We start from the raw sequence: 25,511 nt of genomic DNA on the forward strand, positions 1-25,511 counted from the left end.
CGGCTGCCTGTCGGGGCACGGCAACCCTTGCGCCCCGACCTTGTCCCGATAAAGCCGCGGTGAACCGCCCGTTTTCCGGAAGGGTCGCCCGCATGCTTCCGGGCGTGGCGCTGCTCGCGCACTATCGGCGCGCGTGGCTCGCGCGCGACCTGTACGCGGGAATTGCGCTTTCGGCCATCCTGGTGCCGGTCGGCATGAGCTACGCGCAGGCAGCCGGGCTACCCGCCATCACGGGCCTCCATGCATCGATCGCCGCATTGCTCGCCTATGCGCTACTCGGCCCGAGCCGGATCCTCGTTCTCGGCCCCGATTCCGCGCTGGCGGCGCTGATCGCGGGTGCCATCGCCCCGCTCGCCGCCCATGATCCGCAGCGCGCGATCGCGCTGTCGGGCGCGCTGGCGCTGTCGGCGGGCGCGATCTGCATCCTGTTCGGTGCGCTCGGTCTCGGTTTCGTCACCGACCTGCTGTCGCGCCCGATCCAGTACGGTTACCTGAACGGCATCGCGATCGCGCTCGTCGTCGGGCGGTTGCCCGAATTGTTCGGCATGCCCGTGTCGGGCAGCGACGTGTTGTCCAGCTTGCCGCGCATCGCGCACGCCTTCGCCGACGGCCGTTTTTCCCTCGCCGCCGGCCTGCTCGGCGCCGCGGTGCTGGCAGCCATTTTCCTGATCAAACGCGTGACGCCGCGCGGGCCCGGCATATTGGTCGCCGTGCTGGCGGCAACGCTCGTCGCTCGCCTGCCGCCGTTGCACGGCGTCGCGACGGTCGGCGCGTTGCCGGCCGGCCTGCCCGCCCCGCACCTGCCGGCCGTCTCGCTGGCCGACGTGGGCGCACTCGCGTCCGGCGCGATCGCCGTCGCGCTGGTGTCGTTCGCCGACATCAGCATGCTGTCGCGCGCGCTGTCCGTACGGGCGGGCGATGCGCCGGACCGCAACCAAGAGCTGATCGCACTGGGCGCGGTCAATCTGCTGGCCGGCGTGACGCAGGGCTGCGCGGTCAGCAGCAGCGCGTCCCGCACGCCGGTCGCGATCGCCGCGGGCGCGCAAAGCCAGGTCACGAACGTCGTCGCCGCCGCGTGCATCGCGATACTGCTCGTTGCCGCGCCGATGCTGCTGACGTTCGTCCCGCGCACCGCGCTGGCCGCGGTCGTGATCTACGCGGCGTTCGGCATCGCCGACGTCCGCGGCGTCGTCCGGCTGTACCGGATGCGCCGCGGAGAATGCCTGATCTCGATGCTGTGCTTCGCCGGCGTGATCGGCATGGGCGTCGTGCCAGGCATCCTGCTCGCCAGTGCACTGTCGCTGCTGTCGTTCGTCTGGCGGGCCTGGCACCCGTACGACGCGGTGCTGGGCCGGCTGACCGGCGTGCGCGGCTATCACGACGTCGCGCGGCATCCCGACGCCGTTCAAACGCCGGGGCTCGTGCTGTTTCGCTGGGATGCGCCGCTCTTCTATGCGAACGTCGAGATCTTCTGCGAGCATCTGGATGCCGCGATCGCACGAGCGGCCGGCCCGGTCACGCGAATCGTGATCGCCGCCGAGCCCGTCACCGACATCGACGTCAGCGCCGCGGACCGGCTCGTCGCGCTGCGCGAGGAACTCGGGGAGCGCGGCATCGCGATGAATTTCGCGGAAATGAAGGGGCCGGTGAAGGATCGCCTGCGCGCCTACGGCCTGTTCGACGCATTCGGCGCGGCCAGCTTCTTTCCGACCGTGACCGATGCGGTCGCCCGTCATGTCCGGCAGCCGGAACGACATGTGCGTGCCTGCCGGAGAAAGCGCGCGCGGCACCGGCGCGTCTCGCGCAAGACGCGGCAAACGCAATAGTCGGGCGCGGACGACCCGGGCGCGCAGCGAATCCGTCGCAGCTTCGCGCTCGATCCCGTGCGTCCCGCCGTGCTCGAACGTCCGCCCGCGGATACCGTCCGGTGATTCGAGCGTGACGTGGGGCCGGCAGCGGAAGCCGCCCGTTGCGGCCGCGACCGTCTCGATCGCAACCGCTCCACCCGTTTCGTGAAGTGCACCTGAAAGCGTCATCCGGCGACCCTGCCGGATCGCCGTGGACCGCCCGTCCGCCTGCCGGACTTACTCGACCACCAGGTCGTCGACGACGGCACGCACGCCGCGCGCGGACCACGCGGCACCCCGCACGGCCTTGCGTTCGGAAAACGAGCCGACCTTGCCGGACAGCCGCACGGTACCGTCGTGCACGTCGATCGCGATGTGCTTCGCCTCACGTTCCGCGTGACGCATGATCGCGCGCTTGATGTTGCCGCCGATGTCGTCCGAACCGACCGTGCCCTGCACCGCGATGTGGTCGGTCACGCCCGTCACGCTGCGCATCTGCGAGATCGCGCGCACGGCCAGGTGGCTCTGGTACGCCCAGTCGACCCTGCCCGACAACGTGATCCAGCCGCGCTCGACCTGCACCTTGACCGCGTCGTCGTGCAGCCCGACCGTCCAGTGCAGCACCGAACGCACCGCTTTCGCGATGTCCTCGTCGGTGCGCACGTCGTCGTCCGGCAGATGCACGGTCATGTCGACGACGAGCGCCTTGACGCCGCCCACGCGGTTCGCCGCACGCTCGATCGCCAGCTTCTCCGCGTAGCTCGGCGGATGACCCGAAAGCGTCACGATCCGGTCGGCCACCTCGACGCCGATGCGGGTCGAATCGATCGACGGGTCGGACTCCAGTTCGTCCTGGACATCCTGCTTCAACTGCTTGTCGGTTTTCATCGTCTGCTCTCCTGTGAGCCGCGGCGCGCCTGTCCGCCGCACGTCGTCAGCGTTGCACACGCGCGGCGCCCGGTCGCTGATGCAGGTCAACGGATGCCGCACGCCGCAAGTCGTGGCCGGCCGGTGCGCTGCTTGACGGAAGTCAAGCCGATACGGCCCAGCCGCCTTATCGTGAGATCGCCGATGCGCGAGGTTCCAGGCACGCGCAATCACGCTTCAAGGAGACTCGCATGACCGCACCGCACCTGTTGGCCTATTCGCCGGCGCCCGCCGCGCGGCCGGCGTCGCCCGAGGGCGACTCGCCGGAGATCATCGACCTGCCGCGCCCGATGCTCGACAACGACGTGCCGCTGATGGCCGCGCTCGCGACCCGCATGAGTTCCCGCGAATTCGCCGCCGCGCCGCTCCCGCCGGTGACGCTCGGCACGCTGTTGTGGGCGGCGGACGGCATCAACCGGCCGGCAAGCGGCGGCCGAACCGCGCCGTCCGCGCACGCATTCAACGAAATCGACATCTACGTGGCGCTGCCTGGCGGCGTCTATCGTTACGATGCGCCCGCGCACCGGCTCGTGCTCAAGCATGCCGTCGATGCGCGCAACCTGACCGGCTATCAGGACTTCGTCGGCCGCGCGCCGCTGGATCTCGTCTACGTCGTCCGGACGGCCGCGATACTCGACATGCCGCCCCAGCAACGCGACGTGTTCTCGGCAATCGCGGCCGGCGCCATCGCGCAGAACGTCTCGCTGTACTGCGCGGCGGCCGGCCTCGGCACCGTCGTGCGCGGCTGGATCAATCACCGCACGCTCGCCGACGCGCTGCGGCTGAACGAGGACGAGTTGCCGATCCTCGCGCAGACGGTCGGCTATCGGACCGGCAGTGCGCCCTCGCATGCATGAGCACGGCGGCGGCCGCGCCTGCAAGACGGCGCGCGGATCGCTCCGCGCGCCGGATCCTCCCGATGGGCGACGCGTGCCCGCATCGCCCGTTGCCCGTCGTCCGATCAGCTGATCGCGAGTTTCTTCTGCCCGACCGGCGCCTTCTTCGGCAGCGTCAGCGACAGCACGCCATCCTGATAGGTCGCCTTCGCGTTCGCATCGTCGATGTCGCCGGACAGCGAGAACGAGCGGCTGATCGCACCGCTGTAGCGCTCGCGCCGGATCACGCGCTCACCGTCCTTCTGCTCGTTGTTGCGCTCGATCTTCGCGTGGATCGATACGGTGTTGCCCGTCACCTGGACGTCGATGTCGTCCTTCGCGACGCCGGGCAGCTCCGCGTTCACCGTGTACGCCTTGTCGTTTTCCGTGACGTCGATCTTCATCGATGCGAGATCGGGCTCGTCGGCCAGCGTCATGCCGCGCAGCGGCCTGAACAGACCCTGGAACAGATCGGCCACGGGTTCGATCGAAAACGGATCGTAACGCGTCATGTTGCTCATGATTCGCACTCCTCATAGGGATGACGTGCAGCCGGTGCGCTCGTCCCGACAGCAGCGGCCGCGATGAAGACCGGATGGCGCGGCACCCAATGCCGCGCGTGGGACGAATGATCTTTCGAATTCCAGCGTACCTCCGCGCCCCGGCACGCGCTTGATGCGCGTCAAGGGCGGCGGCCGATTACGTGCAGAACCGGAAATGGCCGCTGTGGAGCAGGATCGGCCGACCGCCGATTTCCTCGAGCAGGCAGCGCGCGGCGCGCTCGATCGCGGGACGATGGCGTGCGAATGCATCGACGAGGTCCGGCTCGCGAGGGGATGCCGCGCGGAAATGATCTTCCAGCGCGGCCGCGGTGATCGCGCAGCGTACGCGGCGGCCCTCGACGAGCGCCGGAAAGCTCAGCGCGGAATCGAGGTCGCAATACGTCGGATGTTCGGAAGGAAACGAGATCTGCATGATGATCACCTGGGCGGGTAACGCACGGGCCGACGGCGGGACTAGGCCGCCGCGACCGTCGCGTGCGCGGCATCCTCGCCGCGCACGAGCAGGACCGGGCAACGCGATGCGCGGAGGAAGCGCTCGGCGACGCTGCCGAGCACCAGCCGCCGGACACCGCGTCGACCATGCGTGCCGACCACGGCCAGATCGATCGAATGATCGACGACGTAGCGCTGCAGGCGCTCCGCGACATCCTGACCGAAATCGGTCTCGACGAGGTCCGTCTCGCCGTTGACGGCCGCGCGCGCGATCGCCCGGTCGGCATCGTGCAAGATCGCGGCGCCATGGCGCCGGATCTCGTCGAGCAAGGCTTCCGGCTCGATGCGGCCGCGGTAGGCGAGCAGCGCGGATTTGTCGACGACGAACACGGCGAACAGGCGGGCGCCGCATACTTTGGCCATCCTCAGGCCTGCGTCGAGCGCCTGATTAGCGGTAGGACTGCCATCCGTCGCAACCATGATCGTCGTGTACATGCGGGCCTCGCTGAGGAACGGACGCGCGAGCGGCGTCCGGATTCGCTTCCATCATCGGCGCTCGCCGCCGGCACGCGTTGACCGGGGTCAACGGTTTGAAGCCGCGATGAAACCGGCACGCGCGGAGACTGGCGGCAGCCGCGGCATGCGGGCCCGAGCGGCCGGCATCCGGCCGACCGGGAGGCGCGGCACCGCGTGGCCCGGAATCGGCGGCATCCGACGCTAGCTCGGCGGGTTCTCGTCAGGCCGGAAGCCCTGCTCGATTTCAAGGATCTTCCGCGCGCACACATCGTATTGCCAGCCGGGGCCGCCGTCGGTGTCGTACATGCCCTTGCACATCGCCTTGAGCCGGATCACCGCGCCGCCGCCGCCCGATTCCTCGCGCGACGCCCAGAGATAGACTTGTCCCGCCGCATACGGTTGCGCCGTCTCGATCCGGTCCGCACCGAATCGCGTGATCCGGGTCGACGAATGCGCCTGGACGTAGCGCCGCGTGCGGCTCCACGCACGGTCGCATTCGGACGGTGTCGAACACGGCAGCGATGCGGCCTGACGCATCGCGAGCAGTCGTGTTTCCATCGTCCTGAATGTCGCGGATCGCTCCGCGCCGGCGCAGGCGCCCAGCGCGAGCAGCACGATCATCGCGAACGCTCGTCGTTTCATCGTCAATGCCTCTCGGGCCATGAATGAGGCCGTGAATGCCGCACATGGTCGCGCGCCGCTTGACGCAGGCGCCACAGCCGACTGTATGCGCCGCGTCGGCCGCCGCGGTTGACCTGCATCAAGCGCGCTTTCGCGCCTCCGGCTTGACCCGCATCAAGCCGGAATGCGCCGCGCTCGGCTGCAATACGGCTCATCGAGTCGGCAATGCCCGGCCTGCCGGTCCGGCGACATCGGGCAGACGGGAGCGCGCAGGCTCGGGTCGAATCCAACCCGCCGGGTGCGGCAACGCGCAGGCGCACCCGTACAACCCATTCGTTCATCATGTCCCGAGCGCCGCATCCCCCGTTCGTGCCGAGTCGCGGAAACACGCGACGACAGTCGACGCAATTCGATCGCGCCATGCGCCGACCTGCCACCTATCCGCACCCCGCGGGCCGGATCGAGCGGATCGAAACCCATCTGTCCGTCGTTTATCTGGCCGGGCGCTATGCGTACAAGCGCATCAAGCCGGTGCGCTTCGCCTTCGTGGATCTCGTGCGGCCGGCGCGGCGGCGGCGCTGCGCGCTCGCGGAGTGCACGCTCAACCGGCCGTTTGCCGGCCCGTTGTACCTGGGCGTCTGGCCGCTCCTCGCGCACGGCCGGCGCTGCGCGTTCGGGGCACCGGTGCCGACCGGCGGGCGCCGGCAGCGGACGGTGCCGGGCGAGTACGTGGTGCGCATGCGCCGTTTCGACGCGCACGCGATGTTGTCGGCTCGCAGCGCATCGCACGACGACGGTCTCGCGGATGCGGACGCCCTCGCCGATACGCTGGCCCGCCACCATCTGCATGCGCCGCGCCGTGCGCCGCGCGGCCATCCCGGTAGCGCCGCCGGCGTCGCGGCCCAGTGCCGCCCCTTGCTCGACACGCTCGATGTCACGGTGCCGGACGAAGCCGCGCTGCGCGTCTGGTACGACGCCGAGCTGATCCGCATCGCGCCGCTGCTCGCCGCTCGGCAATCGCGCGGTTTCGTGCGCGCGTGCCACGGGGATCTGCATCTCGACAACATCGTGCGCTGGCGGAACCGGATCCTGATGTTCGACTGCATCGAATTCGACGACGCGCTGCGCTGGATCGACGTGGCGAGCGATCTCGCGTTCGCGCTGATGGATTTCTCCGCCCACGGACGCGAGGATTGCGCCCGGCGCCTCCTTTCCGGCTGGCTGGCACGCACGGGCGACCCCGCGGCACTGGGCGTGCTGCCGTGCTACTTCGTCTACCGTGCGCTGGTGCGCGCGCTGACCGCCCGGCTGCGCGGCGACGAAGCGGCGCGCGAGCGCTATCTGCGCACGGCGTCGGCGATGGCCGACGCACGACGCGATGCGCAACCGGTTTTGCTCCTGTGTCACGGGCTGTCCGGCTCGGGCAAATCGCTGGCCAGCCGCGCACTGGCCGAGCGGCTCGGCGCGATCCGGTTGTCCAGCGACGACACACGCAAGCGCGTGGCCGGCGCCTCGGCCGGCACCCGCCTGCCCTCGAATGCGTATTCGGACACGGCGATCGACGAGATCTACGACGGACTGCTTTCGACAGCTCGCGTAGTGCTCGACAGCGGCTACACGGCGATCGTCGACGCCACGTTCCTGCGCGGGTGCCACCGGGCAGCGTTCATCGCGCTCGCCGCACGGCTCGGCGTGCGCGTCGCGATACTGGATTTCACCGCGAGCCCGGCAACGCTTGCCGCGCGTGTCGCTGCCCGGGCGGCACGCGGACGCGATGCCTCCGATGCCGACACCGCCGTGCTGGCCCGGCAGATCGAGCAGGCCGATCCGCTGACCGAAGCCGAAGCGGCGATCGCCGTCCGCTTCGATACCGACCGCGACGCCGCCGCATATGGCAGCCGCGCGTTCTGGTCGCCGCTGCTCGCCGCACTGCGCGCGTAGGCGCGCGGGGCGAATCCCGCCGGCACACGGCCGGGCCGCCCCATCGCCGTGACGGTCAGCGGCCGAACGTGCGGGTGTGGTCGTCGTAGTCGAACAGTCCCGCGTAACGGCCCCAGTCGGTCACGACCCGCAGCGCCTGGTCCGCGCTGCGCGGATCGAGACGATCCTCCAGTTCGAGTTCGAAACGCTCGCGCGGCGCGCGACGCCCCTCGCGTTCGCCGAGCACTTCGTCGATATGCTCGGCGAGCGGCACGAACCGGACGACGTGCTCGCGAAACAGGCGCCGCCGCGCGTCGTCGTCGCTTTGCGCGAACACCTGGCCCGCGGCGCTCAGCCGGATGGTCCGGTCGCGCCATTCGGCGAACGCGAGCAGATGGAGCGCGGCCGCCGTCGAATGGAGCGCATCGACCCGGAGCGCGAGCGCCGCTGCAATCGTGCCGAGTTCCGCATGCCCGTCGTACGGCGCGGCCGCGAGCGTCTCGACGAATCCGGCGAGGTGGTGACTCGACACGTTAGGCAGTTTCATGGCCAGCGCACCGCCCGTCGCTGCGCGGTCGGCCGTCGCATCGGCGATGCGTGCCGTCAGCGCCGCATAGATCTTGCCGACGATCGCCTGCACGGCCGGATCGTGCCGGCTGCGCGGGCGCGGCAGCGGCACGTTCAGCGTCGCCTCGACGTGCGCCGGGCCGCCGCCGAGCACCAGGATGCGATCGCACATGAGCACGGCTTCCTCGATGTTGTGCGTCACCATCAGCACCGACCGCGTCGACAGCTGGTGCGCATCCCACAGGTCGAGAAAGTCGGTGCGCAGCGTTTCGGCGGTCAGCACGTCGAGCGCGGAGAACGGTTCGTCCATCAACAGCAGCACGGGTTCGCTGACGAGCGCGCGGGCGAAACCGACCCGCTGACGCATGCCGCCCGACAGTTCGCGGGGAAACGCCGATTCGAACCCGTCGAGCCCGATCAGCTCGATCGCGGCGGCCGCGCGGGCGCGGGCATCGCCCGGCGCAAGACCCAGCGCGTCGAGGCCGAGCTCGACGTTTTCGATGACGGTCAGCCACGGATACAGCGCGAAGGTCTGGAATACCACCGCGATGCCGTCGGTCGGACCGGCGAGCGGCGCACCGCGATACGTCACCGTCCCGGACGAGGGTTTGACGAGCCCGCCGGCGATCCTCAGCAGCGTGGATTTGCCCGAACCGGAGCGGCCCAGCAGCCCCAGGATCTCGCCCGTGTGCAGCGCGAGGTCGATATCGGCCAGCACGTGCCGCGGCTCGCCGGACGGCTCCGTGAACGATCGGGATACGGCCCGCATCTCGAGCACGACCGCCGCCGGGTCGGGCGGCGGCGCCGCCACGTGCGTGACGTTGCGTTCGGTGTCTTCGCTGAGGTTCGGCACCCGCGTCTCCCGTGCGTAAAGGATCGGTTGAGGGCTCAATCGAGCCGCGTGCGGCGTTCCGCGAACGCGACCATCGGGCGCCACACGAGCCGGTTGGTCGCGATCACGAGCAGCGACATCGCGGCGACGCCGAGCGCGATACGCGGATAGTCGCCGGCGTCGGTCATCCGCGCGATATAGGCGCCGAGTCCGCCGGCATCCAGGCGCGTGCTGCCCCAACTCACGGCCTCGGCGACGATGCTCGCGTTCCATGCGCCGCCCGACGCGGTAATCGCGCCCGTCACGAAGTACGGCAGGACGCCGGGCAGCATCACGTGTCGCCACCAGGTCGCCGGCCGTACCCGAAAGCACGCGGCCGCTTCGCGCAGGTCGGCCGGGAACGCGTTCGCCCCGGCGATCACGTTGAACAGGACATACCATTGCGCGCCCAATATCATCAGCGGGCACAGCCAGATGCGGGGTTCGAGCCGCAGGTGCACGATCGCGAACACCGCGACCGGAAACAGCAGGTTGGCCGGAAACGCGGCGAGGAACTGCGTGACCGGCTGGATGCGGGCGGCCACGCGCGGCCGCAGACCGATCGCGATGCCGGCCGGCACCCAGATCGCCGACGCGATCGTGACCAGCACGGTCACGCGCACGAACGTCAGCGCGCCTTCGCTCGCGACGACACGCAGGTCCGTCCACGTGAGCGTCGCACGTCCGTGCCGGTACAGTTCGACCGCCGCATACACGCATCCCGCCCCGCACAGTGCAAACCCGAGCACGTCGCCCGCGTGGCGCGGCAGCGCGATCCGGGCGCGCCATGCCGGCACGAACCCGCGCAGCCGCGCGCGCGCCACCCGGCGCAACACCGCCCGGACCGGGCCGACTCCACGGGCGATCCATGGCGATCGGTGGAACAGGTCGAGCATCCAGCTGCGCGACGCGACCGTGGGCGACGCATCGCCATAACGGAACCGCTCCGACCACGCGACCAGCGGCCTGAACAACAACTGGTCGTACAGGGCGATCGTGACGCTCATCGCGACGATCGCCCAGCCCACGGCCGCGAGGTCGCGATTCGCGATCGCCTGCGCGACGAAGGCGCCGACGCCCGGCAGGTCGACGCGCCGGCTGCCGACCGCGATCGCCTCGGCCGCGACCACGAAAAACCAGCCGCCCGACATCGACATCATCGCGTTCCAGACGAGCCCCGGCATCGCGAACGGCACGTCGAGGCGCCAGAAGCGCTGCCATGCCGACAGCCGGAAGCTGCGGCTGGCCTCGTCGAGATCGAGCGGCACGGTGCGCAACGCCTGGTAGAAGCTGAACGTCATGTTCCACGCCTGGCTGGTGAAGATCGCGAAGATCGCCGCGCACTCGGCGCCGAGCATTCGCCCCGGAAACAGCGCCAGGAAGAACGGCACGGTAAACGACAGGTAGCCGAGGATCGGCACCGACTGCAGCACGTCGAGCAGCGGGATCAGCACGCGCTCGGCGCGGCGGCTGCGCGCCGCGGCGGTCGCATAGACGAACGTGAAGACGATCGACGCGAGCAGTGCCGCGAACATGCGCGCGACGGTGCGCAGCGCGTAGCCGGGCAGCGCCGCGGGCGACAGCGAAATGGCCGGGGGAGGCGCCACCGCCAGCGGGCCGGCCATCTGGTGCGCCGAGAGGCCGGCCAGCAACAGGAACCCGACGACGATCAGCATCGCGGCGAGATCCCGCCAGCCCGGCGCCGGCAGCGACCAGCGCCCGCCCCGCAACCCCTCCGCATGGTGCTCCACGACGCCCCTCCCCGCCGATGATGGCGGTTCATCTTCGCGGGCGGGGCGGCCGGCGGGCTTGACTTGCGTCAAGCGCGCCGCAACGGGCGGCGCCATGCATGCGGCGAGTGGTCAGAGGCGATAGATCCGTTCCGCGTTGTCGATGAACAGCGCATGCCGTTCCGCATCGCTCGCGCCGGCGACGATGTCCGCATACGCTCGCCAGAGCGCCGGATAGCCGGCATGCAGCCGGTCGATCGGAAAATTCGACGCGAACATGCATCGCGCGGCGCCGAACGCGTCGATGCCCTCGAGCACATAGGGCCGGAAGCTCTCGACCGTCCACCGGTGATCGAACATCGCAAGCCCGCTCAGCTTGAGCACGACGTTCTCGCGGCGGGCGAGCCCGTGCAGCCCGGTACGCCACGCGCGATAGCCGTGCACGCTGTCGCGGTCGACGAACATGCCCGCGTGATTGACGATGAAGACCGTGTCCGGATGCGCGTCGACCAGGGCCAGCGCGGCCTCGACCTGGGACGGATAGAGCTGCAGGTCGAACGACAGCCCGAGCCGGGCGAGCCACCCGAAATGCGCGCGCCAGCCGGGATCGTCGAGATAGTCCCGGTCGACGTAGTTGTACCAGGGGTTCGCGTGACGGTTCAGCACCTGACGAATACCGCGCACGTTCGCGCAGGCGGCGGCCGCCTCGAGCCGCGCGGGCGCGTCGGCACGCGACAGGTCGACGCCCGCGACGATGCCCTCGGGCATGCCGCCGCTCGCCGGCGCATCCGCGAGCGCCTGCAGCCATTCGACCTCGCTCGGCGTGGTCCACGCGTCATGGATCGCCTCGACGTGCACGACTTTCAGGACATCGATCTCGCCCGCGTCCGCGCGCAGGTCGGCCGGGCCATAGGCGCGCGGCAGCGCGGCCACCGGCCCGGAGAACGCCGGCTGCACGCGGTCGAGCCAGCCGTAGCTCAACGCATCGGCATCCCAGAAATGCACATGTGGATCGACGACCTGCATTACGCCTCCTGACGGTCACGCGAGATGGAACATCGGTTCCAGCGGTTTTTCGAGCGGCCGCCCGTCCTCGTCCGTCGCCATCAGGTCGGCCATGTAAGCCCACCACCGGCGCATCACGTCGGCCTGCGCGAGCTCGGCCATCCGGTGCCCGGCCGGGCGTTTCAGGACGGCGAACAGGCAATCCGTTTCGTCGTCGAGGAAAATCCAGTAGTCCGCGATGCCGGCCGCGCGCAGCGCGTCGGCGAGCGCCGGCCAGATCGCGTCGTGGCGCCGCCGATACTCGTCCTTGCGCCCGCGATGCAGCCGCATCCTGAACGCGATCGTCTCCATGTCCGCTCCCTTCATTGCAGGTTCACGTACAGGCCGCCGTCGACGAGCAGCGCCGCGCCGTTGACGTAGCGTGCCAGGTCCGACGCGAGGAACACCACGCAGTCCGCGACGTCGTCGGGCTCGCCGAGGCGGCCGAGCGGAATCCGCTGCTCGAAGTACTCGGCCTTGCCGGGCGCCGCGAGATCCGCTTCGTTGATCTCGGTGCGGATCGTGCCCGGCAGCACGGAATTGCAGCGGATCCGGTGCGGGCCGAGCGCGACCGCGCACGACTGCATCAGCGCATGCACGCCGGCCTTCGTCGGCGTGTAGTGCGTCTGCATGCCGCCGCCGACCAGCGCGCTGATCGAACTGGTCGCGACGATCGCGCCGCCGTCGCCTTGCCTGGCCATTTGGCGCGCGACCGCCTGGGTCACGTGGAACGCGCCGTGCAGGTTGACCTCCATCGTGCGTCGCAGCAGGTCGGCGGGCAGGTCGAGGAACGCGTGGAACGGGCAGATCCCCGCATTGCTCGCCAGCACGTCGATCCGGCCGAACGCATCGACGGCCCGCTCGACCAGTTCGTCCGCGGTGTCCGGCCGCGCGATGTCGCCCGGCACCGCGAGCGCGCGCCGGCCGGTCGCCCCGATCTCGTCGATCAGCGCGTCGAGCGCGTGATCCGACTGCGCCGGCAGCAGCGGGTTGGCCCAGTAATTGACGACGACGTCGGCGCCATGCCGCGCGCATGCAAGCGCGATCGCCCGGCCGATGCCGCGCGAGCCGCCGGTGACGACGACCACCTTGTTCTCGAGCAGTTTCATCGCGGCGGCTCAGTGCGTGTAGGGCCGTTCGGTGCGCACGGCCGGATTGAGCCGCACACCGAACCCGGGCGTGTCCGGCACCTTCATCCGTCCGCCGCTCGGCACCGGTTCGTCGAGCAGCAGCGGATCGAACATCGGCACGACGCGATCCGCCTGCGGCGCCATCATCAGGAATTCCGCGAACGGGCTGTTGTGCCGCGTCGTCACGAAGTGATAGCTATAGACCGACGAGCCGTGCGGCACCACCAGCACGCCATGCGCGTCGGCGAGGGCCGAAATGCGGACGAGTTCCGTCATTCCGCCGCACCAGCCGACGTCGGGCTGGATGATGTCGCAGCAGCCCATCTCGAGCAACATGCGGAAGCCCCAGCGCGTCGCCTCGTGCTCGCCCGTCGTCACTAGCAGATCGGGCGGCGCCGCGCGGCGCAATTGCGCATAACCCCAGTAGTCGTCGGGCGGCAGGCACTCCTCGATCCACTTGAGCCCGTAGGCGTGCGCCTCGTGCGCGAGCCGGGTTGCGTAGCGCACGTCGAGGCTCATCCAGCAGTCGAGCATCAACCAGAAATCGGCGCCGACGCGCTCGCGCATCGTGGCCAGTTCATCGAGGTTGCGGCGCAAGCCGTCGTCGCCCTCCGCCGGACCATGATGCAGCGGCAGCTTGCCGCCGATGAACCCCATCTCCTTCGCGAGGTCCGGCCGCGCGCCGGTCGCGTAGAACTGCAGTTCGTCGCGCACCTTGCCGCCGAGCAACTGGTGCACCGGCTCGCCGCGCACCTTGCCGAGCAAGTCCCACAACGCGAGGTCGACGCCGGAGATCGCGTTCAGCACCACGCCCTTGCGTCCGTAATAGAGCGTCGCGTGGAACATCTGATCCCACATCTTCTCGATGTCGGTCACGCGCTGACCTTCGATGAAACGCGCCAGATGGCGCTCGACGATGAACGCGCCGATCTCGCCCCCCGTCGTCACCGCGAAACCGACCGTGCCGTCGCTCGCCTCGATCTCGATCACGAGCGTGCCGAGCACGTTGATGCCGAACGACTGCCGGCTCTGCCGGTATTCGGGGTAACGCGCCATCGGCGTCGCGATGTGATCGTCGATCCAGTGGTCCGCGCCCTGGTCGTGGTAGTCGGCGCCGCCGCCGCGCACCGTCAGCGCGCGGATGTGTCGTATCGTGGGCATGCTCATCGGGACATTCCTCGCAGGGGAAAAGGAAACAGGCAGGCGCTTCAGCGCGCCCAGCGCAGCACGCACGCGTCGAGCCGCCGCGCGATCTCCACGAGGCCCGCGCGCGTCTGCGGGTGCAGCGGCACCAGCGGGCGCCGCGGCGCGTCCGACGCGATCACGCCGCCCGCCTTCATCAGCGCCTTGCAGGCGAGCAGCCCGGCCTGGCGGTTTTCATAGTTGATGAGCGGCAGCCACTTCTCGTAGCCGGCCACCGCCTCGTCGCGACGGCCGGCGCGATAGGCGGCCAGTATCGGCTGCAGGCCGTCCGGATACCCGCCGCCGAGGATGCTGCCGGTCGCGCCCGCGTCGAGATCGGCGAGCAGCGTGATCGCCTCCTCGCCGTCCCACGGCCCCTCGATCGCGTCGCCGCCGAGCGCGATCAGCTCGCGCAGCTTCGCCGCCGACTGCGGCACCTCGATCTTGAAATAGCGCAGGTTCGGAATCGTGCGCGCGAGCCGCGCGAGGAACGCCGCCGATACCTGCGTGCCGCTCATCGGCGCGTCCTGGTACATGATCGGAATGTCGATCGCGTCGGAAACCTCCGAGAAGAACGCGCCGATCGCCGCCTCGCCGCAGCGGATCGTCGCGCCGTGATACGGCGGCATGATCATCACCATCGCCGCACCGGCCACCTGTGCGCGCCGGCTGCGTGCCGCGCAGATCACCGGATTGAAGTGGGTCGTGGTCACGATCACGGGCACCCGCCCCGCGACGTGCTCGAAGATCATCCCGGTGAGCCGCTCGCGTTCGTCGTCGGACAGCGAGAACTGCTCCGAGTAGTTCGCGAGGATGCACAGCCCGTCGGCGCCCGCGTCGATGATGAAGTCGACGCAACGCATCTGCCCTTCCAGGTCCAGTTCGCCCGATTCGGTGAAAATGGTCGGCGCGACGGAAAACGCGCCCGTATAGCGGCGAGTGGCCTGCGTGTCGTGAATCATCTTGTCCGCCTCTATTATTTAGGATTACATAAATGATGAAACGATATTTCGCACGTCGTCATACGTTGGCTCAGACCCTGCCGTACCGGCCGCGCAGCCCGTCCGTCACGCCGCACAGAATCGCGTGCAGCTTGGTTCGCTTGTCGCGCGCATGCAGCAGGATGAACGCCACGTGCTTCAGCGTGATCAGGTTGATCAGCAGCATGGCCGGATAGCGGCGCCAGTAGTCGCGGGCGACCAGGATGCAATTGCGGGCCGCGTAGTAATGGCGCAGTGCGCTCTGGTCGAAGATCTCGACGCGCGGCCAGTGCTGCCGGGCCGACGGACTGCCGAGTTCGTGCGGCAGCGACACGTCCGCGTTCACGCGCACCGGTACGCCGTTCGCCTGCGCACGCATGCAGTACTCGGCATCGACATGGTCGATGAAGAAATCCTCGCGAAACCGCCCGAGGGCGCGATAGGCGTCGAGCGAAATCGCGGTGCCGGACGAGATGATCACCGAGCACGGCAGCAAGCCGTGCGCGCCGTCGCCGATCGGCGTGATCCGCGCGGACCAGCGGCCCACGGTGAAGAGCGGCAGGTTGCGCCGGAAGTTGCGGTTGAAGATCCGCGGCCCGACCAGAAAGCGCGTATCCCCGATCGTCGCGCACCCCGCGAGCATCCGCTCGAAATAGTCGGCGGGCACGGTCGAATCCTGGTCGAAGATGAAGAAGACGTCGCAACCGCGGCGGATCAGAAACTCCACGCCGGCGTTGAACGCGCCGGCGATCCCGCCCCGGTTGTGGTTCGCAACCACGTCGACGCCGTGCGCGGCGAGCCGCGCGTGCAGTTCGCGATCGACGACCGGCGAGTTGTCGACGGCAACGACGGCCGGACTGTACGCGGGCAAGCCCAGCAAATGATCGATCTGCGCCGCGGACGGCTTGTACAACGTGACCAGCGTGCCATGTTTCATGACGGCACCTCGTAACGAAAGCGTGGCGATGCGCCGCACCGGGTTGCGGGCGGCCCGTCCTCCTTTGCCTTGCGTCTCGTCGGTACGGCCTCGCGATGCACGCGTGCATCGCGGGCCGCCCGTTATTTCGCGTACAGCTTGACGACGCTCGCTTCCACGACCCGCGTGATTTCCTCCATCCGCCAGCGGATGTGCGTGTCGGTCAATGCAACGCAACGTTCCGTGTCGCGCGCGGCGAGCGCGTCCAGGATCTCCAGGTGCTCGGTGAAGGCCTCGTCGCGCCGCTGATCGACGTCGACCCACCGCACGTAGTGAATCCGCGCGTTGATGCCCTGCAGCACGCGTCCGATCTCCGCATTGCCCGACAGCGCGGCAAGCTCCAGGTGAAACAGTTCGTCCTTCAGGACGAGCTCCGACGACGGCATCCGCGATGCGCTCTTCATCACCTGCCGCCAGAAGCGGCGCAGGGTCTTGATGTCGTTGTCGGACGCCCGCTCGCATGCGAGCATCACCGCGGTCGACTCGATCGAACGCCTCAGCTCAAAGAGATCGAACACGTCTTTCCCTTCCAGTTGGCGGATGAAGAATCCGCGATTCGGCACGAAGACCAGCAGGTTCTCCGCGACGAGACGGTTCAGTGCTTCCCGGATCGGCGTGCGGCTGACGTCGAACCGCTCCGCCAGTTCAAGCTCGTTGACCCGCTCGCCCGGCCGGATCTTGTACAGCACGGCCATCTGCTTCAACTGCTCGTAAATCTCGTTGACCGTCAGGCCCGCGCGTTTCGGCGCCAGTGTCTCGCGGCCGCCAAGCACGGAATTCGCTGCCATTTCGCCTCCTCCTTCGTCTGTCGGCGACCGTCATTATCGGCCATGAACCGGCCTGCGGGCGCCTCGGGTGCTGCGGCCACCGTCATTGCATCAACAGGCGCCCGAAACCCGGCACCGGATCGTCGACGCCCGCGAGCCGCAGCGCATGCCACGCAAGCGCGTGATTGCTCGACAGGACCGGCTTGCCGGCGCGCGCCTCGATCTCCGCGAGCGCGTCGACGAGCCGGAGGCTCGTGCACGACACGAACACCGCGTCCACCGCCGGATCGGCGGCCAGCGCGAGCACCGCGCGCTCGATCGACGCGCGGTCGATCCGCGCCACCTCGTTGTCGTCGCGATGCTCGAACGAGCCCGCCCTGACGACGTCGACGCCACGTGCGCGCAGGTAGGCGGCCATGGCTTCGTTGATCGAGCGCTCGTACGGCGTGAGCAGCGCGACGCCGCGCGCGCCCAGCGCGCCCAGCGCGACCCGTGCCGCGGTGATCGGCGTCGTGCACGCGACGCCCGGCCGCGCTTCGCGGATCCGCTCGAACACGCGCTCCTCGCCGAGCACCGTCGACGCGGACGTGCAGCCGAACGCGACCACGTCGAGGCGCTCGCCGGGGCGGATCAGCTCGACGGCCGCCGCGATCCCGCCGTCCATCCGCGCGAGCGTCTCCGCGGTGATGTCGGCGGAGTTCGCGATCCGGCTCTCGTAGAACGCGACGCCGTCGAGCGCGAGCACGCGCCGCCATTCGTATTCGATCGTATGGTCGGTCGCGAGCACGACGAGCCCGATCGCCGCGCGGCGCGCGATGCCCGCATCGAGCGAGAAGCCGAAGCGCGCGTACGAACCGGCATCCTGCTGCATGGGGGTCGTAAGAAGTTCGCTCACTGGAGTGTCATCCCGGTAATGTCGATGTCGGGCTGCCGGCCGTGGATCAGGTCGGCGACGATTTTCGCGGTACCGCACGACATCGTCCAGCCCATGTGGCCGTGCCCGGTGTTGAGAAAGAGATTGCGATGGCGGGTCGCACCGATGATCGGCGTGCCCTCCGGCGTCATCGGCCGCAATCCGGCCCAGTACGACGGCTTCGTGTAGTCGGCGCCGTTCGGAAACAGCGCCCGCGCGGTCGCCAGCATGTGCGCGAAGTCCGCGGGCGTGTGGGTCGTGTCGTAGCCGCTGAATTCGGCCGTCGCGGTCAGGCGCAGCCGGTCGCCGAACCGCGCCCATGCGACGAGCTGGTTTTCCTCGACGCCGCCGAGCGTCGGCGGTTCGTGGCGCGCATCGATCGGCAGCGTGACCGAATAGCCTTTCACCGGATAGATCGGCAAGCGGTAGCCGAGCCCGCGCGCGACGAACGGCGAGTACGCGCCGAGCGCGAGCACGTAGCGGTCGCCGCTCACGCGACCCTGCGACGTCTGCACGTAGTCCACCGCGTCCGCGCTCGCGCGCATGCCGTCGATCGTGGTGCCGAAACGGAACTCGACACCGAGCGCGCGGCAGCGTTCGGCGAGCGCCCGGGTGAACAGGTGCGCATCGCCGCTCTCGTCGGACGGACAGTAGATCGCACCGGCGATCGCATCCGCCGCGCCGGCAAGCGCGGGCTCGCGCTCGATCACCGCGCGCGAATCGAGCGTCTCGAGCGGCAAGCCGTTCTCGGACAGAATTCGCATGTTCGCGATGCCGCGCTCGAACGATGCTGGATCGCGGTACAGATACAGCAAGCCGCTGCTGATCCGGTCGTACGCGAGCACCTCGTCGCGCGTCGCGGACTGCAGCTGCTGCTGCGCGTAGCGGCACAGCCGCACCTTGATCGACGTGTTCCGGCGCGAGCGCTCCGCCGTGCAGTTCCGCAGGAACAGACGGCACCACGCCCACATCCGCCAGTCCGGCGACCACTTCAGGCGCAACGCCTGCCCGTCCGAAAACAGCGACTTGAGCAGGATCTTCGGCGCGCGCGGGGAGGCCCACGTATAGGAATGCCCCGGCGCGATCAGTCCCGCGTTCGCGAAGCTCGTCTCGAGCGCGACGCCGTCGCGCCGGTCGACCACCACGACCTCGTCGCCGGCCTTCGCGAGAAAGTACGCGGTCGTCACACCGACGATGCCGCCTCCGAGCACGACCGTCTTCATCGCGCGTCCCCCGCTAGCACGCGGCGATCGCCGCGATTTCGACCGTGTATTCGGGAAACGCGAGCGCCGACTCCACGCAGGCGCGCGCCGGCGCGTCGCCCTGCGGCACCCACGCATCCCAGACCCGGTTCATGTCGGCAAAGCTCCGGTGATCGGCAAGCCAGATGCTCGCGGACACGATCCTGCGCTTGTCGAGCCCCGCGCCATCGAGCAGCCGGTCGATCTTGTCGAGGATCTGGCGGGTCTGGCCGGCGACGTCGAGCGCGGTGTCGTCGGCCACCTGTCCGGCAATGAACGCGAAGCCGCCCGCGACCACGAGCTGGCTCATCCGTTCCCCCGCGCCATAACGCTTGATTTCCATCGCACCGCCTCCGCTTCCGTGTCGAGTGGGTTGAATTCTAAGCATCCATATTCATGACTGTATACACTTTTTTCAAAAAGATTCGACGCTGAGCCAATTTGGCGCACGTGCCCGCAGCTGGTGTTTACTGTCGCCCGTATTGTGCATTTCATGCGCTAAAACAACGCATTTTCTTGTGAATTCCGGGGCGCTTCGCGAACCGCTCGAGATTCGTCCAAAAAATGTTTGCCAACGATTTTTGTTCTGTGATTCTGTCGACACTTTTGTATTTCAAACGCGATTCAACATCGATTCAGGAGCGCAAAAATGAAGCTGGGTTGCTGGAGTCTCGGGATCTGCGTCGCGCTCGGCGCGTGGGCAACGTTTCCTGCATATGCGGACGTCAGCGTCGGCGCCGTGTTGCCGCTGACCGGCGCAAGCGCGTCGATCGGCGAGGACCAGCGGCGCGGGATCGAGCTCGCGGTCGCGAAGATCAATGCGCAAGGCGGCGTGCTCGGACAGAAGCTGCAGGTACGGATCGAGGATTCGGGCGGCACCGCGAACACGGCGCTCGACGCCGCCCGCAAGCTGGCGACCGTCGAGCGCGTGCCGCTCGTGCTCGGCGAATTCTCGTCGTCGGTGACGATTCCGGTCGGACAATTCCTCGTGCGCCAGGGCGACGTGCACGTCAACATCGGTTCGTCGAGCCAGCAGGTCCGCAAGATCGGCGCGGGTTCGTTCAGCACGATCGGGCTCGACGACCAGTCCGCGCGCTTCGCCGCGCAGGACGTGTACGACCGCAAGCTGCGGCGCGTCGCACTGATCGCGCCGAACAACGGTTACGGCCAGGGCATCGCCACCGAGTTCAAAAAGCGTTTCGAGGCGCTCGGCGGCACGATCGTCTCGACGGTTCTCTACACCGAGGGCCAGTCGACCTACCGGCGCGAGCTGGAACAGGCGTCGCGTGCGCAGCCCGACGGCTACGTGTACAGCGCGTACGGACAGGAAGCCGCGACGTTGAACCGGCAGGCGTTCGAGATGCGTCTCAACCAGCGGCCGTGGTACGGCATCTACCTGACGATGTGCACGAGCGACACCCCCGCCCAGATCGCGCAGGGGCAGATCGGCCTGGAGGTCGCGGCGCTCGGCGGCAGCGCCGCCGCGTACGCGGCGGCCTATCGCGCCGCGTACCACGAGGCGCCGCGCTCGGCCTTCGGCAGCTACGCGTACGACGCGACGATGCTGTCCGCCGCGGCAATCAATCGCGCGCGTTCGGCCGATCCGGCGAAGGTGCGTGCGGAACTCGCGGCCGGCCAGCCGTATGACGGCGTGACGGGCACGATCGCGTTCGATGCCGACGGCCAGCGGCTGGTGCAGCCGTACGAGAAGGTCGTGTACCGGCAATCCGTCGTCGCGCAGTAGCCACCGGGAGCCTGCGATGCTGCAATTCCTGATCGATGTCCTGATGCGCACGTCCGACCTGTTGCTGGTCTCCGTCGGCCTGTCGACGCTGTACTCGCTGATTCGCTTCCCGAACATCGCACACGTCCAGTACGCGATGGTCGGCGCGTTCGCGACCCTCGGGTTCGAGCGCGTCGGCATGCCGTTCGCGCTCGCGACCGCCGTCTCGTGCGCGCTGGTCGGCCTTGCCGCGACGTTGCTGAACCTGTTCGTGTTCACGCGCCTGCTGCGCTCGGGCAGCGCGGTCGCGATGATCGGCTCGCTCGCCGTGTCGCTGCTCGCCGTCGCGCTGATGCTCGGCACGGCCGGCTCGCGGCCGCTGCAGTACGCGCAGGCGGTGCGCCCGCCGCTGATGGTCGGGGGCGTCGCGATGTCGTCCGCGCAGGCGGCTTCGATCGCGTGCGGTGGCGTCGCGCTCGCCGTGTTCGCGCTGCTGCTGTACCGCACCCGCCTCGGCCGGGCGATGCGCGCGCTCGCATCGAATCGCGCGCTCGCGCTTGCGACGGGCATCGATGCGCAGCGCGTGACCAACGTGATCACGTTCGCCAGCGGCGTGCTCGCGGCGCTCGGCGGCACGATGCTCGGCGCGACCGAAAGCGTGCACGTCAACCTCGGTTACGGGCTGCTGATCCCGGTGTTTTCCGCCGCGATCCTCGGCGGCCTCGGCAATCCGCTCGGCGCGGCGGCCGGCGCTTTCCTGATCGCGCTGGCCGAGACGATCGCGCTCGACGTCGACTTCGGCGGGCTGGTCGGTCGGCCGCTCGCGTTCTTTCCGGTCGAATACGTCGGCGCGGTGTCGTTCGCGATCCTGCTCGTCGTGCTCGTGTTCCGGCCGTATGGCCTCTTCGACGGGGAGGTCCGTCGTGTCTAGTTTCATCGTCCATCTGCTGACCGTCACGTGCCTGTACGCGACGATGGCGCTCGGCCTGAACCTGCAGGCAGGCTACGCGGGGCTCGTCAATTTCGGCTTCGTGGCGTTCGCGGGGCTCGGCGCCTACGCCGCCGGCATCGCGTCGCAGCTCGGCTGGCCGCTGCCGGCCGCCCTCGCGCTCGCGGCGGGCGCGGCGAGCGTGCTGGCCGTCGCGATCGCGCGGCTCGGTCGTCACCTGTCGGCCGACTACTGGGGCATCGCGACGCTCGCGATCGCCGAAATCCTGCGCACGTTCGCGCTGAACGAGGGCTGGTTGACGGGCGGCGCGCAGGGTATCGGCGGCATCGCGCCGCTCTTTCCCGGATTGCGCGCGCCGTGGGCCGATCTCGCGTTCCTCGCCGTCGCGGCCGGCGGCCTCGCCATCGCCTACGCCGCCTGCCGGCTGCTGACCACCGGCCGCTTCGGCCGCGCGCTGAAGGTGATGCGCGAGGAGCCCGCGCTCGCCGTCTGCTTCGGCTACGACCCGGTCGCGCTGAAGACCTGGGCGAGCGTCGCGGGCGCGCTGCCCGCGGCGTTCGCGGGCGCGCTGCTCACCTGGTACATCAGCTACGTCGGCCCGGACGCGATGGTGGCGTCGGAAACCTTCGCGCTGTGGACCATCGTCATGGTCGGCGGGCTCGGCAGCCACGCCGGCGTGCTGGCCGGCGCGCTGATCGTCCAGGCGGTGTACGCGTTCGCGCCGTTCCTGAAGGACTGGCTCGGCGTCGGCAGCGACCTCGCCGGTGCGGTGCGCCTCGGCCTCGTCGGCCTGATGCTGCTCGCGTGCGTGCTGTGGCGCCCGCGCGGCCTTGTGCCGGAACGACTGGAGGTTCATCCATGAGCGCGCTGCTCGACCTTGAAGGCGTCACGATCCGCTACGGCGACAATGCGGTGCTGTCCGGCCTCTCGCTGTCCGTCGGCGACGGCGAGATCGTCGGGCTGCTCGGCCCGAACGGCTCGGGCAAAAGCACGGCGCTCAACGCGATCACGGGCTTCGCCCCCGTCGCGGCCGGCGCGATCCGCTTCGCCGGGCGTCGCATCGACACGCTTGCGCCGCACCGGATCGCACGGCTCGGCATCCGCCGGACGTTCCAGTTGCCGTCGATGCCCGCGCGCATGTCGGTGCTCGAACTGGCGATGGCCGCGTCGTCGGCCCGTCACGGCCCCGTCGCGGCGCTCCTGCGCAGTCGTGCGACCCGCACGCTGGAAACCGCGACGCGCGCACGCGCCACCGCGCTGCTCGAGGAACTGAAGCTCGCGCACGTCGCGCAACTGGGCGCCGCGGCGATCTCGGGCGGCCAGAAGAAACTGCTCGGCATCGCGTGCGCGATGATGACCGAGCCGAAGCTGCTGCTGCTCGACGAGCCGACTGCGGGCGTTCACCCCAACCTGCGCGGCGAACTGGTCGCCGAACTGCGCCGCATCCGCGGGCTGGGCGTCACGCTGGTCGTGATCGAGCACGACATGCACTTCATCCGCGAGCTGTGCGACCGCTGCATCGTGCTCGATCGCGGCGCCGCGATCGCCGACTGCCGTCCCGCCGAACTCGAAAGCAACCGCCGCGTGCTCGATGCGTACCTGGGACGCGCCCATGCGCGCCGCCTGATGGAGGCGTCATGATCGACGTTCGCGACCTGGTCGCCGGCTACACGGCCGACATCGACATCCTGCACGGCGTATCGCTGTCCGTCGGGCCGGTCGACATCGTCACGATCCTCGGCCCGAACGGCTGCGGAAAATCGACGCTCCTCAAGGCGATCGCCGGCTTCGTCCTGCCCCGCGCCGGCACGGTCACGATGCATGGCCGCGACATCGCGCGCGTGCCGGTACACCGCAAGATCCGCGAACACGACATCGGCTTCGTGCCGCAGACCGACAACGTGTTCGGCGCGCTGACGGTTCGCGAGAACCTGATGCTCGGCGGCCACGCGATGTCCGCGTTCCCCCGCGAAACGCGGATCGAGGAGCTGTGCGAGCAATACCCGGTGCTGCGGCGCCGCTACCGGTCGCCCGCGGGCGCGCTGTCCGGCGGCGAGCGGCAGATCGTGTCGCTCGCGCGCGCGCTGATGTCGCGCCCGGTGCTGCTGTTGCTCGACGAGCCGTCGGCCGGCCTGTCGCCGAAAATGGTCGACGAGGTATTCGACGCGATCGTGCGGATGCGCGATACCGAGCACATCGCCGTGCTGATGGTCGAACAGAACGCGATCGAGGCGCTGCGCATCGCCGATCGCGGCGTGGTGCTGACGATGGGCCGCGTCGCGCTGACGGGCACGTCGGCCGACCTGCTCGACAGCGACGAGATGCGGCGTCTCTATCTCGGCGGGCGCGCGGCATGAGCACGAACACCGCTCCCGCCGCCGGTGCGGCCGGCGCGCCAGCCGCGCGGCCGGTGCACGTGATGGTCGCGCTTGCCTGCGGCTTCGTGATGGCGATGCTCGACGTGACCATCGTGAACGTCGCGCTGAAGGCGATGCAGGCGAGTCTCGACATGTCGCTGACCGCCCTCGTCTGGGTCGTCGACGCCTATACGCTCAGCTTCGCCGCGCTGCTGCTGTTCGGCGGCGCGCTCGCGAACCGTTACGGGCCGCGGGCGATCTACGTCGCCGGGCTCGCGCTGTTCGTCGCCGCGTCGGTGCTGTGCGCGGCCGCGCAGACGAGCGGCATGCTCGTCGCCGCGCGGCTGCTGCAGGGCGTGGGGGCCGCGCTCTTCATGCCGAGCTCGCTGAGTCTGCTCACGCTGGCGTTTCCGGCCGGACCACTGCGCACACGGATGATCGGCATCTGGGGCGCCCTGGTATCGGCGGCGATGGCGATCGGGCCCTGCATCGGCGGCATCCTCGTCGACGCGATCGGCTGGCGCGGGATCTTCTGGGTCAACCTCCCCGTCGGGCTCGCCGGCCTGTGGCTCACGCGCCGCCATGTCGGCCATTCGCCGCGCCATCCCGGCCCGCTGAACACGCTCGGCCATCTGCTCGGCGCGCTCGCGCTCGCTGCACTCAGCTATACGCTGATCGAGGGGCCGGGCGCCGGCTGGCGCTCGCCCGCCATCGTCGCCGGTGCGGCCGTGACGTTCGCCGCCGGCGCGGCATTCGTCTGGCGCGAACGTGGCGCCCGCGACCGGATCCTGCCGCCCGCGCTGCTGCGCAACCGGCGCTTCGTCGCGGGCGGCCTGCTCGGGCTCGCGATCAATTTCGGCATCCTCGCGGAAATCTTCCTGCTGAGCCTTTACCTGCAGCAGGTGCGCGGTGCAAGCGCGCTGCGCGCCGGCTTCGAGCTGTTTCCGCTCATGGCGATGTTCGGCATCGGCAATCTCGCGTCCGCCCGCGTGAGCGCGCGGCTCGGTCCGCGCGGCACGCTGCTCGCGGGCCTGGCGCTCGCCACGCTCGGCAGCGCCGCGCTGATCGGTATCGAGGCGCTCCCTTACACGGCGCTCGCGATCGCGGTCGGCATCGCGAACTTCGGTGCGGGCCAGGCCATCCCCGCGATGAATCTCGTCGTCATGCAGTCGGCCGGCCCCGCGGACGCGAATCTCGCCGCCGCATCGCTGAACGCGAGCCGGCAGATCGGCTCGCTGGTCGGCGTGGCGATCGCGTCGGTCGTGCTTCATGCGATCGCCAGTCCGGACCGCGCAACCGCGGCCGGTTTCGCCGTGATCGCGCTGGTCTACCTGGCCGGCTTCGCGATCGTGTTCGGACGCATCGACCCGGGTTGACGCG

26 protein-coding genes are annotated in these 25,511 nt (G+C 69.4%); 9 read left to right on the forward strand and 17 right to left on the reverse strand.

Features of this window, described 5'->3' with window-relative positions; all coding sequences use genetic code 11:
* Positions 1-92 precede the first annotated feature (92 nt).
* Entirely contained in the window at positions 93-1,826 is a 1,734-nt protein-coding gene (locus G3N62_RS11185) for a SulP family inorganic anion transporter (RefSeq protein WP_185733051.1), read from the forward strand.
* A gap of 258 nt (positions 1,827-2,084) precedes the next feature.
* Here G3N62_RS11185 and G3N62_RS11190 read toward each other — a convergent pair whose 3' ends face one another.
* Positions 2,085-2,735, reverse strand: coding sequence for a BON domain-containing protein (locus G3N62_RS11190; protein ID WP_034192176.1), 651 nt, complete (start codon positions 2,733-2,735; stop codon positions 2,085-2,087).
* Positions 2,736-2,965: 230 nt separating this feature from the next.
* Here G3N62_RS11190 and G3N62_RS11195 point away from each other — a divergent pair, with 230 nt between their 5' ends.
* On the forward strand, positions 2,966-3,631 hold the full coding sequence (locus G3N62_RS11195) for a nitroreductase family protein (RefSeq protein ID WP_034192106.1): 666 nt from the start codon (positions 2,966-2,968) through the stop codon (positions 3,629-3,631).
* A 104-nt stretch (positions 3,632-3,735) separates the two neighbouring features.
* On the opposite strand, the gene G3N62_RS11200 is transcribed toward G3N62_RS11195, so the two are convergent.
* The 4 genes from G3N62_RS11200 to G3N62_RS11215 all read right to left on the reverse strand — a co-directional run bounded on the left by G3N62_RS11200 (position 3,736) and on the right by G3N62_RS11215 (position 5,802).
* On the reverse strand, positions 3,736-4,170 hold the full coding sequence (locus G3N62_RS11200) for an Hsp20/alpha crystallin family protein (protein WP_049030574.1): 435 nt from the start codon (positions 4,168-4,170) through the stop codon (positions 3,736-3,738).
* Between the two features lie 178 nt (positions 4,171-4,348).
* Complete coding sequence (locus tag G3N62_RS11205; RefSeq protein WP_034192175.1) at positions 4,349-4,624, reverse strand: DUF1488 domain-containing protein; 276 nt, start codon at positions 4,622-4,624, stop codon at positions 4,349-4,351.
* A 41-nt stretch (positions 4,625-4,665) separates the two neighbouring features.
* A complete protein-coding gene (locus G3N62_RS11210) occupies positions 4,666-5,139 on the reverse strand; it encodes a universal stress protein (RefSeq protein ID WP_124669458.1) in 474 nt (157 codons plus the stop codon).
* A gap of 222 nt (positions 5,140-5,361) precedes the next feature.
* Complete coding sequence (locus G3N62_RS11215) at positions 5,362-5,802, reverse strand: hypothetical protein (protein WP_034192174.1); 441 nt, start codon at positions 5,800-5,802, stop codon at positions 5,362-5,364.
* 399 nt (positions 5,803-6,201) lie between these two features.
* Between G3N62_RS11215 and G3N62_RS11220 the strand changes: the two genes are divergently transcribed.
* On the forward strand, positions 6,202-7,722 hold the full coding sequence (locus tag G3N62_RS11220) for a bifunctional aminoglycoside phosphotransferase/ATP-binding protein (protein WP_241013066.1): 1,521 nt from the start codon (positions 6,202-6,204) through the stop codon (positions 7,720-7,722).
* Positions 7,723-7,777: 55 nt separating this feature from the next.
* Here G3N62_RS11220 and G3N62_RS11225 read toward each other — a convergent pair whose 3' ends face one another.
* The 12 genes from G3N62_RS11225 to G3N62_RS11280 form a co-directional block, all read right to left on the reverse strand.
* On the reverse strand, positions 7,778-9,037 hold the full coding sequence (locus G3N62_RS11225; protein WP_051701132.1) for a nitrate/sulfonate/bicarbonate ABC transporter ATP-binding protein: 1,260 nt from the start codon (positions 9,035-9,037) through the stop codon (positions 7,778-7,780).
* Positions 9,038-9,156: 119 nt separating this feature from the next.
* Positions 9,157-10,890 carry an ABC transporter permease subunit gene (locus G3N62_RS11230; RefSeq protein ID WP_124669456.1) on the reverse strand — a complete coding sequence of 578 codons (1,734 nt, stop codon included), beginning with the start codon at positions 10,888-10,890 and terminating at the stop codon, positions 9,157-9,159.
* Between the two features lie 111 nt (positions 10,891-11,001).
* Entirely contained in the window at positions 11,002-11,895 is an 894-nt protein-coding gene (locus G3N62_RS11235; RefSeq protein WP_124669455.1) for an amidohydrolase family protein, read from the reverse strand.
* A gap of 15 nt (positions 11,896-11,910) precedes the next feature.
* A complete protein-coding gene (gene rhaM / locus G3N62_RS11240; RefSeq protein ID WP_049032029.1) occupies positions 11,911-12,225 on the reverse strand; it encodes an L-rhamnose mutarotase in 315 nt (104 codons plus the stop codon).
* A gap of 11 nt (positions 12,226-12,236) precedes the next feature.
* A complete protein-coding gene (locus tag G3N62_RS11245) occupies positions 12,237-13,022 on the reverse strand; it encodes an SDR family NAD(P)-dependent oxidoreductase (RefSeq protein ID WP_049032030.1) in 786 nt (261 codons plus the stop codon).
* 9 nt (positions 13,023-13,031) lie between these two features.
* Positions 13,032-14,210: an L-rhamnonate dehydratase gene (gene rhmD / locus G3N62_RS11250; protein WP_034192099.1), complete on the reverse strand. Its 1,179-nt coding sequence runs from the start codon at positions 14,208-14,210 to the stop codon at positions 13,032-13,034.
* Between the two features lie 41 nt (positions 14,211-14,251).
* Positions 14,252-15,187: a dihydrodipicolinate synthase family protein gene (locus G3N62_RS11255; RefSeq protein WP_124669454.1), complete on the reverse strand. Its 936-nt coding sequence runs from the start codon at positions 15,185-15,187 to the stop codon at positions 14,252-14,254.
* A 70-nt stretch (positions 15,188-15,257) separates the two neighbouring features.
* Positions 15,258-16,142: a glycosyltransferase family 2 protein gene (locus G3N62_RS11260; RefSeq protein WP_034192097.1), complete on the reverse strand. Its 885-nt coding sequence runs from the start codon at positions 16,140-16,142 to the stop codon at positions 15,258-15,260.
* Positions 16,143-16,264: 122 nt separating this feature from the next.
* Entirely contained in the window at positions 16,265-16,969 is a 705-nt protein-coding gene (locus G3N62_RS11265; RefSeq protein ID WP_034192096.1) for a GntR family transcriptional regulator, read from the reverse strand.
* Between the two features lie 82 nt (positions 16,970-17,051).
* Complete coding sequence (locus G3N62_RS11270) at positions 17,052-17,819, reverse strand: aspartate/glutamate racemase family protein (protein ID WP_034192095.1); 768 nt, start codon at positions 17,817-17,819, stop codon at positions 17,052-17,054.
* Between the two features lie 20 nt (positions 17,820-17,839).
* Complete coding sequence (locus tag G3N62_RS11275) at positions 17,840-19,084, reverse strand: D-amino acid dehydrogenase (RefSeq protein WP_049032443.1); 1,245 nt, start codon at positions 19,082-19,084, stop codon at positions 17,840-17,842.
* Positions 19,085-19,097: 13 nt separating this feature from the next.
* Positions 19,098-19,445 carry a RidA family protein gene (locus G3N62_RS11280; RefSeq protein WP_034192093.1) on the reverse strand — a complete coding sequence of 116 codons (348 nt, stop codon included), beginning with the start codon at positions 19,443-19,445 and terminating at the stop codon, positions 19,098-19,100.
* A 306-nt stretch (positions 19,446-19,751) separates the two neighbouring features.
* Here G3N62_RS11280 and G3N62_RS11285 point away from each other — a divergent pair, with 306 nt between their 5' ends.
* Genes G3N62_RS11285 through G3N62_RS11310 form a run of 6 tightly spaced genes read left to right on the forward strand, consistent with a single transcriptional unit; the run spans position 19,752 to position 25,507 of the window.
* Positions 19,752-20,846 (forward strand): ABC transporter substrate-binding protein, encoded by a 1,095-nt coding sequence (locus G3N62_RS11285; RefSeq protein WP_049032445.1) that lies wholly within the window; start codon positions 19,752-19,754, stop codon positions 20,844-20,846.
* A 16-nt stretch (positions 20,847-20,862) separates the two neighbouring features.
* On the forward strand, positions 20,863-21,756 hold the full coding sequence (locus G3N62_RS11290; protein ID WP_059560921.1) for a branched-chain amino acid ABC transporter permease: 894 nt from the start codon (positions 20,863-20,865) through the stop codon (positions 21,754-21,756).
* Positions 21,749-22,636: a branched-chain amino acid ABC transporter permease gene (locus G3N62_RS11295; protein ID WP_083286585.1), complete on the forward strand. Its 888-nt coding sequence runs from the start codon at positions 21,749-21,751 to the stop codon at positions 22,634-22,636. The genes G3N62_RS11290 and G3N62_RS11295 overlap by 8 nt, the downstream gene beginning before the upstream one ends.
* Positions 22,633-23,415 carry an ATP-binding cassette domain-containing protein gene (locus tag G3N62_RS11300; protein WP_049033652.1) on the forward strand — a complete coding sequence of 261 codons (783 nt, stop codon included), beginning with the start codon at positions 22,633-22,635 and terminating at the stop codon, positions 23,413-23,415. Before G3N62_RS11295 ends, G3N62_RS11300 begins: the two co-directional genes overlap by 4 nt.
* Positions 23,412-24,131 (forward strand): ABC transporter ATP-binding protein, encoded by a 720-nt coding sequence (locus G3N62_RS11305; protein WP_034192088.1) that lies wholly within the window; start codon positions 23,412-23,414, stop codon positions 24,129-24,131. Before G3N62_RS11300 ends, G3N62_RS11305 begins: the two co-directional genes overlap by 4 nt.
* Positions 24,128-25,507: an MFS transporter gene (locus G3N62_RS11310; protein WP_069706174.1), complete on the forward strand. Its 1,380-nt coding sequence runs from the start codon at positions 24,128-24,130 to the stop codon at positions 25,505-25,507. Before G3N62_RS11305 ends, G3N62_RS11310 begins: the two co-directional genes overlap by 4 nt.
* Positions 25,508-25,511: the final 4 nt, after the last annotated feature.

The organism is Burkholderia sp. Tr-20355, assembly GCF_017104685.1.
GTDB lineage: Bacteria > Pseudomonadota > Gammaproteobacteria > Burkholderiales > Burkholderiaceae > Burkholderia > Burkholderia seminalis.